This window comes from Pseudomonas sp. ADAK13 (genome assembly GCF_012935715.1).
Taxonomy (GTDB): Bacteria; Pseudomonadota; Gammaproteobacteria; order Pseudomonadales; family Pseudomonadaceae; genus Aquipseudomonas.
The window spans coordinates 5,499,053-5,515,673 of the sequence record NZ_CP052860.1; the positions used below are offsets into that span (position 1 = coordinate 5,499,053).

Here is a 16,621-nt window from a genome sequence, read left to right on the forward strand (position 1 = left end):
ATTAACCCGGCGCTGGTCGTCAGGCTTTTCCGGAAAGGAGACCCATGATGTTCGACCTGACGGACGTGGGATACGTAAAGCGCATCGTGGTCGGCAGTACCGATCCGGAAAAGCTGACTCCCGAAGCGGTGGTGCAGGCACAAGCCGCGCTGCTCAATCGCTGCCTGACCGAAACCCCCAAGGGGCGGATTGTCGGCATCGAAAAGAATTTCACGCTGCTCAATATTGGCGAGCACCAGGTGGTGTTGCAGGCACTTATCTACCACCTGGGTTTTGCCCGCAAGCCGTATTGGCTGCCCGATGACGAAGGGCAGTCGTGATGACCCGCCTGGAGGAGTTTATCCGGGCATTGGGCGGCGAAATGCACCTGGCGCAGGTGGCCTCCAGTCGATTGTGGCCGGGTACTTACGTGGCAGGCATGGAGGTGGTTGTGGCCGCCACGGTGGAGCGGGTTGCATCCGGGGCGCTGGCGCTGCGGATCGGGCGTGCACCGCGGGGCAAGGCAACCGCTCATGAACTGTGTATCGAGGTGCCGGGCGATGCGGCTGAAGCGATCACCGTTCGCCTCGATGGCAATCTGCTTGGACGCTATGGAGGGCGTGACGATGACGAAGCGCACTGACCGCTCGATGTTGTTGACCCTGTCTGAACAGGAGGCGAAGACGCTGCGAGAGATCATCAAGCCAAACGTCGAGCCGCCATCGGACATGTCGATGCGCAAGCGCGTGTTATGCGGGTTGGGTGTTGCCTTCCTGTGCGCGGTGGCAGTGCTCGGGATGCTCAGGCCCGATCTGGCGATGGCGATTGTGCAGCTGGCGAGTCGTTTGCTGGCGTTGTGGTTCTAGACAGTCACTTAACAAGGAGAGTCAAAATGAAAAAAACAGCATCCCTGTTCGCTGGCGCGATGTTGCTGGCAGTCATCCTGCCGGCTTCTGCCGATGAACAATTGGCGGGGACCATCCTCGACGGTAACAACTATGTTCGAGTTGCCCTGACGCTCCCCAGCGCCACACCGTCTGCCCCGGCTGGAGATCTGCGCGTTGCAGGCAGCTGGGCGTGCAATCTCACGCTCAATTTCGTCACGACGGATGAGCAGAAAGTAGATCTCTACGCCTTGGGGGGGCCGGCAAAGGGCCGTTGTGCGCCACTGGAAAATGGTTATCTGCACAGACGCGCCGCTGGCAGTGCTGTCGTCATTGAGTTGTTTAAACGCGGCGAAGAGAGCCCCCTCTACACCGTCAAGCTCGATCCCCCGGGCAAGTAACGACAACGCCCGCTTCCTGAGTTTCACCTTCAGAACACACTGACGCAAGGCACGTTCCCCGTCGCCTGACGGGAAACGTGTGCCTGCAGCAAGGAGCAAACCATGTGCATTAGCAATACAGTCGGCGACAGCGGCAAGAATATTCCGGCAGATGTACGCAGCCTTCAGTTTCTGCTCAACCTCAACAGCGGCCAACATGGCCTGGTCTGCAACCTCGCCACCGATGGGGCGTGGGGGAGCGGCTCCCGTGGGGCGCTGAAGACTTTCCAGCAAGGTGCAGGGGTTACTCCGGGGGCTCTGGTAGCACCGTGTGACCAGACAATGGCGGCGCTGCGCAAGGGGCTGCCATCAGGCCTGACGGTGGAAAAGTTGCGCATCATCATGACCACCGCCAGCGCCTTGCGCGTTGCCGAGTTTTTCCAGCCGATTGTCGATGTGCTCAATCGCTACAAGATCAATACGCCGCTGCGCATTGCACATTTCCTGGCGCAGATCGCCCACGAAAGTGGCTGCCTGGTTTACACCGAAGAAATCGCTTCGGGTGCTGCTTACGAAGGGCGCAAAGACCTTGGCAATACGAAGCCAGGCGATGGAAAGCTGTTCAAGGGCAGGGGCCTGATCCAGCTCACGGGCCGTGCCAACTATCGCCAGTACGGCCTGGCCTGCCACCGGGATTTCGAGGGCACTGATGCGCCTGGGCTGGTGGGCACAGACCCCGACCTGTCGGTAGACGTTGCGGGCTGGTTCTGGTCCAGCAGGAACCTCAACGACCAGGCCGATGCCGACAATGTGAAGGAGGTCACGCGACTCATCAACGGCGGCGCCAATGGCCTTGCCGAGCGGATGGCCTATCTCGAGCGAGCCAAATGGCTGCTGATGAATTGATCGTATTTTTACGGCTTTCCTGCGCTGCGAGGCGCGGGAGAAGGGCGCAACCGCGCCATCCCCTTTAAAAGGGGAATAGATGTGAACGCAACCTCTCTCAATGTTCGCAACCTCATGCAAGGAGCAAGACCATGAGCACAACCCTGCTTTGCTGGTGCCGTGATGACAGCCAGCTAACCGCCGCCGCGCGTAATTTTCGCGCTGACTATCGCTACAGCGGCTGCCGCCGCGCCGCCCTGCCGCAGACACTCGGGCGCCTGCGCAATGGCGATGTCCTGGTCATCACCGCGCACGGCTCCCCGCAAGCCTTCGGCGAAGAAGGGGTCAACTTCACCGACTTCACCCCTCGTCAGTTCGCCGACGCATTGCTGGCCAACCCGCCGGGAGGGTGGAGCGGCAGCTTGTACTTCGATATCTGTAACGGTTATGCCTTCGCCCAGAACGTACGCCCGCTGATTCGCGCCGGGCTGCCAAACCTGCGCCTGTTCGGATGCGAAGGTGATACCGATATGGCTGTCGACTTGAGCCGTCATCGTGAGGCCACGGCGTAAGCCAACAACCCTGCCGTGTTCCATTGGAACACGGCAGGACCATGGTCCAGGTACCTGGCGATGTTGTACACATCCGGCAAGACGGTTAGCCTTGCGCCCCGATGTCATCAGCCATTTCAAGGAAGGAAGCGCGTGTGAAGGTTTTTCAAGGAGTGATCGGGCTATCGCTATTGAGCTTGCTGTTCGGCTGCAGCACTGGGCCGGTGCAAACGCTGAAGTTCAATGTGCCCCACGGTTTTTACGGCACCTACCTCAAGCAGAAGGTCGGGCATCACGGGCAGTTGACCTGCAACGTGACCACTGAAAAAAACAATCTCGGTGAGGAATGGGTGTCTTCGGTCATTCTCGGGGCGGGTGAAGATGATGCCCAGGACAATATCCTGTTTCTCTCCAGCTACCCGCTAGGTACTGACGATCAAAGGGCTTTCCAGCTGCGGCTGTTCAACAAGGCACAGCGGGTCACTGATAGCCTGGTGATGACCACTGCCGATCACAACGGGGTCTACTCCCTGCGCCTGGCTTGGGCCGACGATGGCTCCATCAGTTACCAGGTCGCCAGTGGCGGGACATGGTCCGAAAAGAAAACCGTGACGCAACCCGGCTTTACCGTGCGGCACGTCAGCGTGCAAGCCTCGGGTATGAAGGGCACTGCTGTCTGCGAACTGGGCGGCTGATCGTTGAGAATCTTCGCGTTCATCTTCGCCTTGCTTATTACCACTTCCGCCCAGGCCAAAGACGGTATCTCGTTTGCCGACGATCCGCTGGGTTGGTCATGCCTGAGGTTCTCCACCTTCACCTTGCTGACGTCGGAACTGACGACGCGCCCAGGCAGCTTTCTTTCGGCCAAGAATGACGCGTTGGCGTTTGTAGGGTCCGACGGCGAGATTCGTGGCGCGTATTTCGAACAGGCGCTACTGAGTTTTCGCAGCACGGGCGGTAACGATGATGTCAGTGATGCGCAGTTTGCCGAGGCGGTGGCGGTGATCCAGTGATGCATACGATCAGCCTATGAATACCTTCTTGAATCAGGAATTTACAGAAACCTGAATACCATTGAAATTAGCGGCTTTGAGCCGCCAATCCGGGTTTTCAGGGAGTCTTCACCATGCCATTCACCCACACGCAACTCCCCATGACCGTCGACGGCGTGCCGTTGAACATCGCCACAATCCACCGTGCGGGCAGCCTGGCGCCGATTGTGTTCCTGCATGGCTTTGGCTCGACCAAGGAAGATTACGCCGACATCACCCTGCAGGCGGCTTTCGACGGGCATCCCTTTATTGCCTATGACGCCCCCGGTTGCGGTGAAAGCCAGTGCAGCGACCTGTCGAAAATTTCCATCCCGTTCCTGCTGCAGACCGCCGTGCAGGTGCTTGAGCATTTTGACATCGACCGCTTCCACCTGGTGGGCCACTCCATGGGCGGGCTTACCGCGCTGATGTTGGCGCACCGGTTTCCGGGCCGGGTGCTGAGCTTTGTCGATATCGAAGGCAATATAGGCCCGGAAGACTGCTTCCTCAGCCGGCAGATCGTCGACTACCCGGTAGAGGATCCCGAGGCATTTTTCAGCGCCTTCATCGAGCGCACGCGCCAGGCACCGGCCTACGCCAGCGCGCTGTATTCGGCGAGCCTGAGGCACAAGGTACGCGCCGGTGCGGTGCGGGGGATTTTCCAGTCGATGGTAGAGCTGTCCGACAATGGCGACCTGATGGGCAAGTTCCTCGGCCTGGAATGCCCGCGGATGTTCATGTACGGCGAGCAGAATGCTCACCTGTCGTACCTGGCGCATATCCAGGCGCAAGGTGTGCGACTGGCGCCGATTGCCCAGTGCGGGCACTTCCCGATGTACTCCAACCCGATCGCGATGTGGCAACAGATTGCGGACTTTCAGCGCGGTTGATCTCCACCGCCAGCGATCGGCCAGGCCCGAAAGCACAAGACTTACGCCTCGAAACCCGGATAATGGCGGCCATATTTTGCTCGCTATTCTGGTAATCCCGCATGGAAATCAAGGTCAATTTTCTCGACAACCTTCGACTTGAAGCCAAGTTCGACGACTTCACCGTGGTGGCCGACCAGCCTATTCGCTACAAGGGCGACGGCTCGGCCCCTGGTCCGTTCGATTACTTCCTGGCGTCGTCGGCGTTGTGTGCGGCTTACTTTGTGAAGTTGTACTGCGAAACCCGCAACATCCCCACCGACAACATTCGCCTGTCCCAGAACAACATTGTCGATCCGGAAAACCGCTACAACCAGATCTTCAAGATCCAGGTGGAGTTGCCGGCGGACATCTCCGACAAGGACCGCCAGGGCATCCTGCGGTCCATCGACCGTTGCACCGTGAAAAAAGTGGTGCAGGCCGGGCCGGAGTTTGTGATCGAGGAAGTCGAAAACCTGGATGCCGATGCCCAGGCGTTGTTGATGCCGAGCGCGGCGTCCGATGCGGGCACTTACATCGCGGGCAAGGACCTGCCGCTGGAAACCACCATCGCCAACATGTCGGCCATTCTGGCGGGCCTGGGCATGAAGATCGAAATCGCGTCGTGGCGCAATATCGTGCCCAACGTGTGGTCGCTGCATATCCGCGATGCGCACTCGCCGATGTGCTTTACCAACGGTAAAGGCGCGACCAAAGAGGGCGCGCTGGCGTCGGCGTTGGGCGAGTTTATCGAACGGCTGAACTGCAACTTCTTCTACAACGACCAGTTCTGGGGCGAAGACATCGCCAACGCGGCGTTTGTGCATTACCCGGACGAGCGCTGGTTCAAGCCCGGCCGTAAAGACGAACTGCCGCCGGAAATCCTCGACGCGCACTGCCTGCATATCTACAACCGTGACGGCGAGCTGCGTGGTTCGCACCTGTACGACACCAATTCCGGCAACGAAGAGCGCGGCATTGTTTCGCTGCCGTTCGTGCGCCAGTCCGATGGCGAGGTGGTGTATTTCCCGTCCAACCTGATCGAGAACCTGTACCTCAGCAACGGCATGAGCGCTGGCAACACCCTGGCTGAAGCCCAGGTGCAGTGCCTGTCGGAGATCTTCGAGCGCGCGGTAAAACGCGAAATCATCGAGGGTGAATTCGCGCTGCCGGATGTGCCCCAGGAAGTGCTGGCGAAATTCCCTGGCATCCTGGCCGGTATCCAGGGCCTGGAAGCCCAGGGCTTCCCGGTACTGGTGAAGGATGCGTCGCTGGGCGGTGAATTCCCGGTGATGTGCGTGACCTTGATGAACCCGCGCACCGGCGGTGTATTCGCCTCGTTTGGCGCACACCCGAGCCTGGAAGTGGCGCTGGAGCGTAGCCTGACCGAGCTGCTGCAAGGCCGCAGCTTCGAGGGCCTGAACGACTTGCCGCAGCCGACGTTTGAAGGCCACGCGGTGACCGAGCCGAACAACTTTGTCGAGCACTTCATCGACTCCAGCGGTGTGGTGTCGTGGCGCTTCTTCAGTTCCCGGTCGGATTACGAGTTCGTCGAATGGGACTTCTCCGGTCAGGGTGAAAACTCCAACGCTGAAGAGGCCGCGACGTTGTTCGGCATCCTCGAAGGCATGGGCAAGGAAGTCTACATGGCGGTGTACGAACACATCGGCGCAACCGCCTGCCGCATTCTGGTGCCGGACTATTCGGAGATCTATCCGATCGACGATCTGATCTGGGACAACACCAACAAGGCGCTGTTTTTCCGCGAAGACATCCTCAACCTGCACCGCCTCGACGAAACCGAGTTGAAGGGCCTGGTTGAGCGTCTGGTGGAAAGTGAGCTGGACGACTACACCGACATCACCACATTGATCGGCATCGAGTTTGACGACAATACGGCGTGGGGGCAGTTGACCATTCTGGAACTGAAGCTGCTGATTTACCTGGCCTTGCAGCAGTTCGAAGAAGCCAAGGAGCTGGTGGAAATGTTCCAGCAGTACAACGACAACACCGTCGAGCGTGGCTTGTTCTACCAGGCCGTGAATGCGGTGCTGGAGATGGAACTGGACGAAGACCTTGAACTGGCGGACTACGAAGTGAACTTCCGCCGGATGTTCGGCAACGAGCGGATGGACGCGGCGATCGGGTCGGTGAACGGCAGTGTGCGGTTCTACGGGTTGACGCCGACGAGCATGAAGCTGGAAGGGCTGGATCGGCACCTGCGGTTGATTGACAGCTACAAGAAGCTGCATTCGGCGCGGGCCAATACTGCGCGCTGACCTGCTAGTGAAGAACCCCTGTGGGAGCTGGCTTGCCTGCGATGCAGGCAACTCGGTGTATCTGGTATACCCAGTTGATGCTATCGCAGGCAAGCCAGCTCCCACAGGGTTTAGCGTTGTCCTGACGCGCTATAAAGTCCAACCCAACCCCAGCGCCTTGTGCAACGACGCAAAGTCCTTGAGCAGCGCCGCGTCCCCGGAAATCCGGCTTTCCTGCGCCTGGTACCGCGTACGCTCCGCGTCCAGCCAGTCCAGCGTACTCGCCGTGCCTGCTTTATAACGCTGGCGCGTCAGGTCCGCAGCCCGCACCGCCGACGATTCCACATTCCTCAGCAACACCACGTTCTGCCGCTGGTTGCCATACCGGGCCAATGCCACATCCGCGTCACGCAACGCACTCAGCACCACGCTTTTGTAATGGGCCAGGGCCTCGTCGCGCCCGGCTTCCGCGCCTTTGACGCTGGCCGCCACCCGGCCGAAATCCAGTGCGTTCCAGGTCAGCCGCGGCAACAACAGCCAGGTGCCGCTGTCCTTGCGCGCGAGGTGCCCGGGATCGGCCGCCGAGAATGAGAGGTCGCCCATCAGGCTGAGTTTGGGAAACCAGTCGGCGGTCTTCTCGCCGATCTGCGCGTTGCTGGACGCCAGCTGGCGCTCGGCCACGCGGATATCCGGGCGGGCTTTCAATATGGCTGCCGGGTCGGCAAATGGCACCTGGCTCGGGATAGCGGGCAGGGCGCGGGGCGTATTGAGGCTCGCATCCAGCTCGCCCGGCTCCAGGCCGCACAGCAAATTGAGTTGATCCACGGCTTCGACAATGGAGGCTTGCAGCGGCAGACGCTGGGCACGGGTGTTTTCCGCCTGGGTCAGTACCTGTTCCAGCTGCAACTGCGAGGCCACGCCACGGCTGCGCCGCTGCTGGGTCAGGTCCAGCGCCTGCTGCTCAATGTCGACACTGGCGTCCACCAGCGCCAGTCGCGCCTGTTGGTCGCGCAGGTCGGCATAGGTCTGTACCACCTCGGCGGCCAGTTGCACCTGGGCATCGGCCAACTGCGCCTGTGACGCGTCGTTTTCTGCCTGCGCCGCCTCGATCGCACGACGGGTGCCGCCAAACAGGTCGGCCTCCCAGCTGGCATCAAAGCCGGCGAGGTAAAGACTCAGTGGCCCGCGTCCGCCGCCACTGCTGCCACCCAGCGCCGAGGTGTCGGGTGAGCGCAGTTTGAGCATCGCCGCATCGCCGGTGATTTTGGGCATGGCGTTGGCGTTGGCGCCACTCAGGCTGGCGCGTGATTGCTTGAGCCGGGCCTGGGCGGTCGCCATGTCCGGGCTGTTTTGCAGCGCCTGGGCCACCAGTTGGTTGAGTTGCGGGTCGCCCAGGGTTTGCCACCATTGGGCGACACCCGGCGTACTCGACTCGCTGCCGGCGTGAGGCAAGCGTCCGGCCGCCAGGGTTTTTGGCGCGGCATCCGGCGCGCCGTGGTAGTCCGGCCCCACGGTGCAGGCCGCCAGCAGGCCGACGGTGAAGAGCAGGGGAAGAGAGCGATAAATCATGTTCGTTGGCCTGCCTGCGCCGCGCGCTTTTTCAGGATGAAGATCAGGGGAAGGCACGCCAGCATGGCGAGTCCCAGCACGTAGAACGCGTCGTTGTAGGCCATCACCGCCGCTTGCTGGGCGATGTCGTTGGCCAGGTGACTGAGCGACTGCAGCGACGCCGTGGAAGGGTCGCCGGTTTGCGCCAGGTAGCTGGCGGTGTCGCTCGCCATCTGGTCCTGGGTCAGTTGGGTGTTGGCCTGGATGCCTTCGCGCAGCCTGTCGTCATGAAAGTGGCTGCGCCGATCCATCAGTACGCCCAGCAGCGCCAGCCCCAGGGTGCCACCGAGGTTGCGTGACATGTTGTAGAGCCCGGCCGCGTCACCGGCATCTCGCGCCTCCACCGAGCGCATGGACAGTTGGCTGAGGGGCATCATCACCAGGATCTGCCCGAAGCCCCGCAGAATCTGCGACCAGTAGAAATCATGGCCGACACTCTGGGCGGTGAGTTGGGTGTCGAGAAAACAGCTGGCCCAATACATCAACAGACCCACGCCGACCATCATCCGCAGGTCCAGGCGGCCAAGCATTCTCGGCAGGATCGGCATCAGCAGGAACGCCGGGATGCCCGACAGCAGCATGATCGAACCCGACTGCTGCGCGTTATAGCCCGACAGGATGCCGAGGAACTGCGGCACCAGATAGGCCGTGCCGTACAACCCGGCGCCCACGGCCGTAGCAATCAGCAGCACGCTGCCAAAGCTGCGGTTGAGCACCAGTTGCAGGCGCAGGATCGGCGTACTCGACCGGACCTGCCCAACGGCAATCAGGAAGAAACCGACGACCATCGTGATGCTCAGCCAGATGATCAATTGCGAATCAAACCAGTGTTCACGCTGGCCTTCTTCCAGCACCACGGTGAGCGAGCTCAGGCCCATCGCCAGGCCGAGGATGCCGAGCCAGTCGGCCTTGATGAACTGTTGAAGGTTCATGCGCTCGCTTGGCAAGCCGGTGATCAGCAGGGTGATCAAGGTAATGCTGACGGGCAGGTTGATAAAGAAACACCAGCGCCAGTTGATGTTTTCCGTGAGCCAGCCACCGATCACCGGGCCCAGCAGCGGGCCGAGAATCACCGTCATGCCGAACATCGTGGTGCCGATTGCGAGCTGGTGAGCGGGCAGGCGGGTACGCACGATGGTCTGGGCGGTCGGGATCATCGCGCCGCCGGCAAAACCCTGACCGATGCGCCCGGCGATCATCGCGCCGAGGCTTGAAGACAACCCGCAGAACATCGAGAAAAACGTGAACATCAATGCGGTGCCGATCAGGAACCGGCGCAGGCCGAACACCCGGGTCAACCAGGCGGCGAGGGGAATCATCACGATTTCCGACATCAGGTAACCGGTGGCGATCCACGTGCCTTCGGTGCCGGTTGCGCCGATCTGGCCCTGGATTTGCGGAAGCGCCGAGTTGGTGATCGAGATGTCCAGGGTCGCGAGTAACGCGCCGAGCGAGCCGGCGGCGACCGCGATCCAGTCCGTCAGCGAGGCGTTGCGCGGTTTTTCCGCGGGCACCTCGGCCAGGATTGCTTCAGCCATGGTCGGCATCTGCCTTGTGGGTACGGGTGTCGACTTCCACGGTGGCGGACAAGCCGGGCACGAGGGCCTGGCGAATGTCGTCATCCGGCAGGTCCAGGGAAATCCGCACGGGCACCCGCTGCACGATCTTGGTGAAGTTACCGGTGGCGTTCGATGGCGGCAGCAGCGCGAATTGCGCACCGGTGCCGGGTGACAGGCTGTCGATATGGCCTTGTATGTCATGGCCCGGCAGCGCGTCCACGTGCACGGTGACGGTCTGCCCGGCGCGCATCTCGCCGATCTGGGTTTCCTTGTAGTTGGCGGTCAGGTAGATCGCGCTCACCGGCACCACGGTCAGCAGGCGTGTGCCTGGCTGCACGTATTGCCCGACACGCACGCCACGGTCGGCCACGCGGCCGTCGAGGGGGCTGCGGATGACTGCGTCGTCCACATCCAGCTGGCTTTGCGCTTCGCTGGCCTTGGCCACGCCGAGTTGCGCCTGGGCCTGCTTGAGCTGGGCTTCCAGGGTGCCGTAGCGGGTCTGGCTGGAGCGCAACGCCGCCTGCTTGGCGGCCACGGTGCTGCGGGCTTGCGCCAGCTGATTGTTGAGTTGCGCGAGACGTTCTTCCGGTTCGGCCCCGGAACGCGCCAGCGGTGCATAACGCGCGACTTCGGTTTGCGCGTGTTGGGCGTCGGCCTGGGCGCCTTGCAGTTGGGCGCGGGCTTCGGCGATGGTCGAGTCCTGTTGCACGAGGTCGGCCTGGGCCTTGGCAAAGTCGGCCTCGCGGGCGGCAATCGTCGCCGAGGCTTCGTCACTGACTGCCTGGTATTTGCGAGCGTCCAGGCGTACCAGCACGTCGCCGCGCTTGACGTTCTGGTTATCGGCCACCAGCACGTCGGCGACGTAACCGTTGATTTTCGGCGCCACGCTGATGCTGTCGGCTTGCAGATAGGCGTCGTCGGTGGTCTCGATAAAGCGCCCGGCGAGCCACCACCAGGCGCCCCACGCCAGCCCGGCCAACAGCGCCACGCCGGCGAGTGACAGTAGAATCCGTCGGGCTTTGCCACGTTGGCCGTTGACGGTGGTTTCAGGAATGACCTGAGAAGAGGGAGGTGCAGCAGACATCAAGTCACTCCAGTTTTATATCAGTTGGAATAAATTCGTTTTTTCGCGAATTTTTGTCAACTGGTATATTTTGGTTACGTTAAAAAAATGGAGTTGCACATGGCACGACACAAACCAGCCGCCGAAGGGGGTTATCAGCGGGGTGAAGAAACCCGCGCACGTATTGTCGAGGCGGCCGTCGGGGTATTTGGCGAGCGTGGCTACGACGGCGCGTCCACCCGGGACATCGCGAACGCGGCCGGGGTCAATGCGCCGGCGATCCAGTATTACTTCGATGGCAAGGAAGGCGTGTACCTGGCGTGCGTGGAGCACTTGATCACGCTGCTGTGGCGAAAAATGGCGCCCACCGTTGAAGCGGCAGAAAGCGCATTGGCCGGTGAGGGCGCTAACGATCAGGCGCTGATCGAAGCCTCATTGGGCATTCTCGGTGCGGTGGTTTCAACGATCCAGGACAGCCCGCAAACCACGGCGTGGCGGGCGTTTCTTGACCGTCACCAGGCGGGACTCTGCCCTGAAAGCGCGACCATGGCGTTCGAAGAACGCTTCAAGGCGCGCATTGCCAATGTCATCCGGCTGCTGATCGCGCGATTGTCGGGCCTTGCCGTCGAGGACGATCGCACGGTGATTCATTCGATGGCGCTGTTCACCCAAGGGCTGGCCTTTCGGGTACAGAAACCCAAGCTGCTCTCGGCCCTGAACTGGACCGAAGTGAACCAGAAGGAAATGGAACTGGTGCGCGACGTGGTGCTGACACAGGCACGGTTTACCCTGGAAGGGCTGGTCCGGCACCGGGACCGACGCTGACCTCAGCGCTTGCTGAACGCCAGACGGGCCGCAAACAGCACAAAGATCAGGCCGGTGGTGCGGTCCATCCACTGGATCACTTTTTCGCGCCGCAGCACGCCGGCCAGTGGCTGCGTGGCACCGATCAACACCAGCGCCCAGATCAGGCTGATGACCACGTGGATGCTCACCAGCCCGAATGTCCATCCCACCATAGAGTGGCCTTGGGGGATGAACTGCGGCAGGAAAGACACGTAGAAAATCCCGATCTTGGGATTCAGGACGTTGCCCAGCATGCCTTTCAGGAACCAGTTGGCGCCGGGTTTTCCGTCGGCCTCGACAGACGCTAATGAGCGACGCGGGCGCACCAGCATGTTCAGGCCCAGCCACGCCAGGTAGGCCGCGCCGCAATACTTCAAGACGTTGAAGGCCACCTCGGACACGGCAATCAGAGCGCCCAGCCCAAAGGCCACTGCCGCGCCCCACAGCAAACAGCCGGCGTTGATGCCCAAGGTGGCGCGCAACGCCTGTTGTTTGCCTTCGACCGTCGCGGTGCGCAACACCAGGGCCGTGTCCAGCCCGGGTGTGAGGGTCAACAGCGTCGCGGCGAAGGTGAAGGCGAGCAGGTTATCGGCGATGGACATGGGCGGGGCACGTTGAGGTGAGCGTGGATGCACATTAGCACATGCCCGGTGCGGCACCGTTCGTCCGTCATGTGGCGAATCGGTTGAACGCATGTCCGGCTCTGTCGGACAGACACCTATGAGCGGGCGAAACGCGTGCCGTTTTTATACCTGTCGCACATCCATCACTCAGGGGAAAAACATGACAGTTCTGGTAACCGGAGCAGGCACAGGGTTTGGCTTTGAAGTGGCCCTCAGACTCGCCGACAAAGGCCTGGATGTGATCGCCGGCGTGGAAATCGTGGCGCAGATACATGCGCTGGAACAAGAAGCCAGACGCCGGGGTGTGAGCCTTCGAATAGAAAAACTCGACGTGACCGACGAAGGCGACCGGCGCAAGGCCGCGGAGTGGGAGGTGGAGGTGCTGTTGAACAATGCCGGCATTTCTGAAGGCGGCTCGACACTGGATATTCCTGCCGAAAATCTTCGACGCCAGTATGAGGTCAATGTAATTGGCCCCTTGATGCTGACCCAACTGATCGCCAAGAAGATGGTCCTGAAGCAGCAGGGCAAGATCGTCTTCATGTCCTCGGTGGCAGGCCTGACCGCTGACCCGTTTGCCGGGGCATACGCCTCGTCGAAACATGCCGTGGAAGCGATTGCCGAGGCGATGAGCCAGGAACTCAAGGAGTTTGGTATTGAAGTGGCAACCGTTAACCCAGGGCCTTTTCTGACTGGTTTTAATGATCGCATGTTCGAGACCTGGAAAAGTTGGCAGGACGACGCCTCCAAGCGTCTGTTCGACTACAGCAAGCTCGCGTTTCCACACGAGCAGTACGACCCCGAGCCGGTATTTGAGACCACCATCGCCGTGATCACTGGCGCCATCGACAATTACCGCAATGTCGAGCCGAAAGAGATCATCGATCAGCAGCGCAAACAACTCGATGCGGCCTGGACCCGCAAGAGCCGCGAGGGCCTGGGTAAGCGCTCGGCGCTGGTGCAGAAGGCGTATGACATCAAGCCAGGGACGCCGGTCTGAAACTAGACCGCAGTCACCATCCAGGCTAGAAACTCGCGAAGGCGCGTCGAAAACGTTTCGTCGCACGCGGGTTTTTTAGCCTGGGACAGGAAAAAATCCGCTTGAGGCTGCAAAGACGGGTAACGCTGGACGAATAGCTCTACATGCTCGTCCAGCGTTTGCGGCCACCTCAATTCGTGTTGCGGGCGGAGCACGTGGGTTGCACGCACGAGCTTGCGCGAAGCCTCCCGTTGCAGGCGGCACGACGCGGCATCACTGGTCGCGTTATCAATCAACGTGGCGTAGCGGGTAAGCGTCGCTTCGAAGTCTGCGTTCACCGCCTTGGCAATCGCAAGCGATGGCCGGAACGGTTCGAAGCGTTCTGTCAGGTCGTTGCCCCATAAACAACGGCAGTGATGCTTGAGCCAATAACCCCAGCTGAACCTGTTTTCCGGTGCCAGCACTTCAGTTCGCCAGCCGATATCGAAATCAATCTTTATGACTTCCGGATGCCGCGCCTCCAACGCAACGCGAACGGCCTCCAGTGTTTGCATCTCCTGCGCAGCGGGAGGATCACGCAGTACAAGCGTAAGGTCCAGGTCCGATACGCCGGGTCTGGCATCACCCCTGGCGATGCTTCCATACAGGTAAATCCCATCCAGCAAAGGCCCTGACTGCGCAAGTGAAGCGCAAGCATCGTCCAGCAATGCCTGGAACTGCGGCTGTAGTCGGACCGTGGGCGCGGGGAGGATAAAGCCGTCAGCGTCGATTCCGCCTGCAACGGTTTGTGCCATGAAGCCATCCGTGGTTTGGGTCTGTAAGTGCACTGTAACAGAGCGCTCAGCTGCTGTTTTTTGGGCGACTGCCCGTCAGTATGATTCGCACAGCCATTACCACGCCAACCAGCACCGTTGCCAAGCCCATGGCCTCCAGCACCGTTGGCAATCGAGCCTTGAACCACAATCCCAACAGTGTGGCGAACAGCGATTCCAGGGCAATCAGTTGCCCGGACAGCGCCATGGGCAGGCGCCGGGAGGCGGTGTTCCAGGCCCATGCCCCAATCACCGAAGACATCAACGCGATGCCCAGGCCCCAGGCATACAGGTTGCCGGCCAGGGAAAAGCTGAAACCCAGAGTTGGCAGCTGGAGCAAGCCGAGCATCTGCACAACGGGCAACACGCACAGCGTGCCTATTCCGGCGCCGACCATCATCAGTCCGGTCCAGGCCGTCAGTGATTGCGACAGAACCCGCTGATTCACCACGCTGAAGAACAGCCACAACGCCACCGCTCCGATGGAAAACAAAAGGCCCAGCGGCCATGAACTGCCGCTTGCGGTAGGTTGATGCAGGCTGCTGACGTTCGACAGCAAAAGTCCTACCGTCAGTAAAGCCAGGGGTGTCGACTTTCCACCAACAGCATCCGGCAATCGAAATCCAGGTGGCGACTACCACGCGCCCCCTGACCGAATTCGACGGGCACTTCGACGTCGCGCTGCAGAGCACCCGGCGTGCCAGTGGGATGCACCGGTTGGTATTCACCGCCGCAGATGAAGTGTTCCCGGTGTGCAGTCCGCACTATCTGGCTGCCGGGCAAGCGCTAAGCGTCGATGAACTGACCCAGTGCACGCTTTTACATCACCGCGCGACACCGCCTCACTTGATGGAATGGGACAGCTGGCTGCTTGCTGTTGGCCATGCATTGGAAGGCAATGCGAAGGGTGCCGTGTTCGACAGTTACCCTCTGATGCTTCAGGCCGCCGTCGAAGGGCACGGCATTGCGATGGGGTGGCAGCGCACTGCCGGCCGGCTTATTGACAACGGAACCCTGGTGCGACCCTGTGCCGAAAGTGTTGCCTTGCCGGATGCCCTGTCGGTGTTCCGGCAACAGGGCGCCGGAGACACTGCCGAAGTTCGCGCGCTGGTTGAGTGGTTGGCAGAGGAGCTTCGCTGAATACAACGCACAGTAGGACGCAGCACTCGCCGCCTGTGTCAGAATATGGCGCTTAGCCACTTAGGGAACTCAAGGATGAAAACGCTGTGTGCTGCGCTGTTGTTGATGGTTGTGTCCGGCCTGGCCCTGGCCGATAACGTGCAGGTCGGATTCCAGGAAATCGTAATTCCCGACGCAGAACACGGCAGGCCGTTGCAGGTGGCGGTGTGGTACCCGACCCATGCCGCCGGCACGCCGCAACTGATCGCCGACAATCCGGTTTTTGTCGGTGCGCCGGCCTTGAAAGACGCCGCGCCTGCCGCCGGCGAGCATCCGCTGGTGGTGATTTCCCACGGTATCTTCGGTAACTGGATCAACCAGTCGTGGCTCGCCAGTGCGTTGGCCGGGCAGGGTTATATCGTCGCCTCGCCCAACCACCCCGGCACCACCAGCAAGGACCGCACGCAGCCCGCCGCCTCCGAGCTCTGGAAGCGGCCCCTCGATATCCATCGGGTGATTGATGCCGTGATCGCCCAGCCCAAACGCTTTGGCGCGGTGGCCCCGCACAAGATCGCCGTAGTGGGGCACTCGCTCGGTGGCTGGACCGCTCTGGAAGTCGGCGGTGCCCGGTTTGATCCGCAGCGCTTTACCGAGGACTGCAAGGTGCATTCCGAGATTGCGCCGTGCAAGGCGTATGAACTGATTGAGGCCGGCCGTACCGAGCAGGCAAAGCAACGCCTGGCCGAGGACGTGAGCGACCCGCGCGTGGCGGCCATTGTTTCCCTGGACCTGGGCTTCGCCCGTGGCTTCAGTGACGACAGCCTCGCGGCGCTGCATCGGCCCACGCTGGTGATTGCGGCGGGCACGCCGTCGCCGGAGTTGCCGGCAAAACTGGAGTCGGCTGACTTGGCCAAACGCCTGCCGCAGAAGACTTCACGCTACGTGGAAATCAGCGACGCCACCCACTTCACTTTCCTGCCCATCTGCAAGCCAGGCGCGGTGGAGCGGATTGAACAGAGCGACCCCGGCGAAGGCTTCATCTGCCTGGATGCCAAGGGCGCCCGTCCCAAACCGCAGATCCAGCAGCAGGTCCTCACGTTGATCAGTGAGTTTCTGCAGCAGTCCCTGCACTAGCC

The 16,621-nt window shown here is 61.2% G+C and carries 18 protein-coding genes and 2 pseudogenes; 14 read left to right on the plus strand and 6 right to left on the minus strand.

The window, feature by feature from the left end; genetic code table 11:
* The first annotated feature begins 47 nt into the window (after positions 1–47).
* The 10 genes from HKK54_RS25375 to HKK54_RS25420 all read left to right on the plus strand — a co-directional run bounded on the left by HKK54_RS25375 (position 48) and on the right by HKK54_RS25420 (position 6,897).
* Positions 48–320, plus strand: coding sequence for a hypothetical protein (locus HKK54_RS25375; protein ID WP_008436326.1), 273 nt, complete (start codon positions 48–50; stop codon positions 318–320).
* Complete coding sequence (locus HKK54_RS25380) at positions 320–622, plus strand: hypothetical protein (RefSeq protein ID WP_010169709.1); 303 nt, start codon at positions 320–322, stop codon at positions 620–622. Before HKK54_RS25375 ends, HKK54_RS25380 begins: the two co-directional genes overlap by 1 nt.
* The gene (locus HKK54_RS25385) at positions 606–845 is read left to right on the plus strand and encodes a hypothetical protein (protein WP_010169708.1); all 240 of its coding nucleotides are present in this window, start codon (positions 606–608) and stop codon (positions 843–845) included. The genes HKK54_RS25380 and HKK54_RS25385 overlap by 17 nt, the downstream gene beginning before the upstream one ends.
* Before the next feature lie 26 nt (positions 846–871).
* On the plus strand, positions 872–1,264 hold the full coding sequence (locus HKK54_RS25390) for a hypothetical protein (RefSeq protein WP_010169707.1): 393 nt from the start codon (positions 872–874) through the stop codon (positions 1,262–1,264).
* A gap of 102 nt (positions 1,265–1,366) precedes the next feature.
* Positions 1,367–2,149: a glycoside hydrolase family 19 protein gene (locus HKK54_RS25395; RefSeq protein ID WP_010169706.1), complete on the plus strand. Its 783-nt coding sequence runs from the start codon at positions 1,367–1,369 to the stop codon at positions 2,147–2,149.
* A gap of 131 nt (positions 2,150–2,280) precedes the next feature.
* The gene (locus tag HKK54_RS25400) at positions 2,281–2,700 is read left to right on the plus strand and encodes a hypothetical protein (protein ID WP_010169705.1); all 420 of its coding nucleotides are present in this window, start codon (positions 2,281–2,283) and stop codon (positions 2,698–2,700) included.
* Between the two features lie 134 nt (positions 2,701–2,834).
* On the plus strand, positions 2,835–3,374 hold the full coding sequence (locus HKK54_RS25405) for a hypothetical protein (RefSeq protein WP_237150989.1): 540 nt from the start codon (positions 2,835–2,837) through the stop codon (positions 3,372–3,374).
* Positions 3,375–3,377: 3 nt separating this feature from the next.
* Entirely contained in the window at positions 3,378–3,692 is a 315-nt protein-coding gene (locus HKK54_RS25410) for a DUF2388 domain-containing protein (RefSeq protein ID WP_010169703.1), read from the plus strand.
* Between the two features lie 113 nt (positions 3,693–3,805).
* Positions 3,806–4,600, plus strand: coding sequence for an alpha/beta fold hydrolase (locus HKK54_RS25415; RefSeq protein ID WP_169388224.1), 795 nt, complete (start codon positions 3,806–3,808; stop codon positions 4,598–4,600).
* A 101-nt stretch (positions 4,601–4,701) separates the two neighbouring features.
* Complete coding sequence (locus tag HKK54_RS25420) at positions 4,702–6,897, plus strand: OsmC domain/YcaO domain-containing protein (RefSeq protein WP_169388225.1); 2,196 nt, start codon at positions 4,702–4,704, stop codon at positions 6,895–6,897.
* 129 nt (positions 6,898–7,026) lie between these two features.
* Here HKK54_RS25420 and HKK54_RS25425 read toward each other — a convergent pair whose 3' ends face one another.
* From HKK54_RS25425 to HKK54_RS25435, 3 genes are read right to left on the minus strand one after another with little or no spacing between them, the layout of a single operon-like run.
* Positions 7,027–8,445, minus strand: coding sequence for an efflux transporter outer membrane subunit (locus tag HKK54_RS25425; RefSeq protein WP_010169700.1), 1,419 nt, complete (start codon positions 8,443–8,445; stop codon positions 7,027–7,029).
* Positions 8,442–10,022, minus strand: coding sequence for a DHA2 family efflux MFS transporter permease subunit (locus tag HKK54_RS25430; RefSeq protein WP_010169699.1), 1,581 nt, complete (start codon positions 10,020–10,022; stop codon positions 8,442–8,444). Before HKK54_RS25430 ends, HKK54_RS25425 begins: the two co-directional genes overlap by 4 nt.
* Entirely contained in the window at positions 10,015–11,127 is a 1,113-nt protein-coding gene (locus tag HKK54_RS25435; protein ID WP_169388226.1) for an HlyD family secretion protein, read from the minus strand. Before HKK54_RS25435 ends, HKK54_RS25430 begins: the two co-directional genes overlap by 8 nt.
* A gap of 99 nt (positions 11,128–11,226) precedes the next feature.
* Between HKK54_RS25435 and HKK54_RS25440 the strand changes: the two genes are divergently transcribed.
* The gene (locus tag HKK54_RS25440; RefSeq protein WP_010169697.1) at positions 11,227–11,931 is read left to right on the plus strand and encodes a CerR family C-terminal domain-containing protein; all 705 of its coding nucleotides are present in this window, start codon (positions 11,227–11,229) and stop codon (positions 11,929–11,931) included.
* Positions 11,932–11,933: 2 nt separating this feature from the next.
* Here the strand turns inward: HKK54_RS25440 and HKK54_RS25445 are convergent, their stop codons facing one another.
* Positions 11,934–12,554 (minus strand): LysE family translocator, encoded by a 621-nt coding sequence (locus tag HKK54_RS25445; RefSeq protein ID WP_169388227.1) that lies wholly within the window; start codon positions 12,552–12,554, stop codon positions 11,934–11,936.
* A 118-nt stretch (positions 12,555–12,672) separates the two neighbouring features.
* On the opposite strand from HKK54_RS25445, the gene HKK54_RS25450 reads away from it, so the two are divergent.
* Positions 12,673–13,575, plus strand: coding sequence for an SDR family oxidoreductase (locus tag HKK54_RS25450; RefSeq protein ID WP_237150991.1), 903 nt, complete (start codon positions 12,673–12,675; stop codon positions 13,573–13,575).
* A 2-nt stretch (positions 13,576–13,577) separates the two neighbouring features.
* Here HKK54_RS25450 and HKK54_RS25455 read toward each other — a convergent pair whose 3' ends face one another.
* Both HKK54_RS25455 and HKK54_RS25460 read right to left on the minus strand, forming a co-directional pair.
* Complete coding sequence (locus tag HKK54_RS25455; RefSeq protein WP_169388228.1) at positions 13,578–14,348, minus strand: nucleotidyltransferase domain-containing protein; 771 nt, start codon at positions 14,346–14,348, stop codon at positions 13,578–13,580.
* Positions 14,349–14,394: 46 nt separating this feature from the next.
* Positions 14,395–14,952, minus strand: a pseudogene (locus HKK54_RS25460) (DMT family transporter); the annotation flags it as partial.
* On the opposite strand from HKK54_RS25460, the pseudogene HKK54_RS25465 reads away from it, so the two are divergent.
* A pseudogene (locus tag HKK54_RS25465) lies at positions 14,946–15,506 on the plus strand (LysR substrate-binding domain-containing protein); the annotation flags it as partial. The pseudogenes HKK54_RS25460 and HKK54_RS25465 sit on opposite strands and share 7 nt — an antisense overlap.
* A gap of 75 nt (positions 15,507–15,581) precedes the next feature.
* Complete coding sequence (locus HKK54_RS25470; protein ID WP_169388230.1) at positions 15,582–16,619, plus strand: alpha/beta hydrolase family protein; 1,038 nt, start codon at positions 15,582–15,584, stop codon at positions 16,617–16,619.
* The last annotated feature ends 2 nt before the right edge of the window (positions 16,620–16,621 follow it).

Coding starts and splice junctions, on each gene's coding strand:
- HKK54_RS25375 (WP_008436326.1), top strand. CDS start 48: ATGTTCGACCTGACGGACGTGGGATACGTAAAGCGCATCGTGGTCGGC.
- HKK54_RS25380 (WP_010169709.1), top strand. CDS start 320: ATGACCCGCCTGGAGGAGTTTATCCGGGCATTGGGCGGCGAAATGCAC.
- HKK54_RS25385 (WP_010169708.1), top strand. CDS start 606: ATGACGAAGCGCACTGACCGCTCGATGTTGTTGACCCTGTCTGAACAG.
- HKK54_RS25390 (WP_010169707.1), top strand. CDS start 872: ATGAAAAAAACAGCATCCCTGTTCGCTGGCGCGATGTTGCTGGCAGTC.
- HKK54_RS25395 (WP_010169706.1), top strand. CDS start 1,367: ATGTGCATTAGCAATACAGTCGGCGACAGCGGCAAGAATATTCCGGCA.
- HKK54_RS25400 (WP_010169705.1), top strand. CDS start 2,281: ATGAGCACAACCCTGCTTTGCTGGTGCCGTGATGACAGCCAGCTAACC.
- HKK54_RS25415 (WP_169388224.1), top strand. CDS start 3,806: ATGCCATTCACCCACACGCAACTCCCCATGACCGTCGACGGCGTGCCG.
- HKK54_RS25420 (WP_169388225.1), top strand. CDS start 4,702: ATGGAAATCAAGGTCAATTTTCTCGACAACCTTCGACTTGAAGCCAAG.
- HKK54_RS25425 (WP_010169700.1), bottom strand. CDS start 8,445: ATGATTTATCGCTCTCTTCCCCTGCTCTTCACCGTCGGCCTGCTGGCG.
- HKK54_RS25430 (WP_010169699.1), bottom strand. CDS start 10,022: ATGGCTGAAGCAATCCTGGCCGAGGTGCCCGCGGAAAAACCGCGCAAC.
- HKK54_RS25435 (WP_169388226.1), bottom strand. CDS start 11,127: ATGTCTGCTGCACCTCCCTCTTCTCAGGTCATTCCTGAAACCACCGTC.
- HKK54_RS25440 (WP_010169697.1), top strand. CDS start 11,227: ATGGCACGACACAAACCAGCCGCCGAAGGGGGTTATCAGCGGGGTGAA.
- HKK54_RS25445 (WP_169388227.1), bottom strand. CDS start 12,554: ATGTCCATCGCCGATAACCTGCTCGCCTTCACCTTCGCCGCGACGCTG.
- HKK54_RS25450 (WP_237150991.1), top strand. CDS start 12,673: ATGAGCGGGCGAAACGCGTGCCGTTTTTATACCTGTCGCACATCCATC.
- HKK54_RS25455 (WP_169388228.1), bottom strand. CDS start 14,348: ATGGCACAAACCGTTGCAGGCGGAATCGACGCTGACGGCTTTATCCTC.
- HKK54_RS25470 (WP_169388230.1), top strand. CDS start 15,582: ATGAAAACGCTGTGTGCTGCGCTGTTGTTGATGGTTGTGTCCGGCCTG.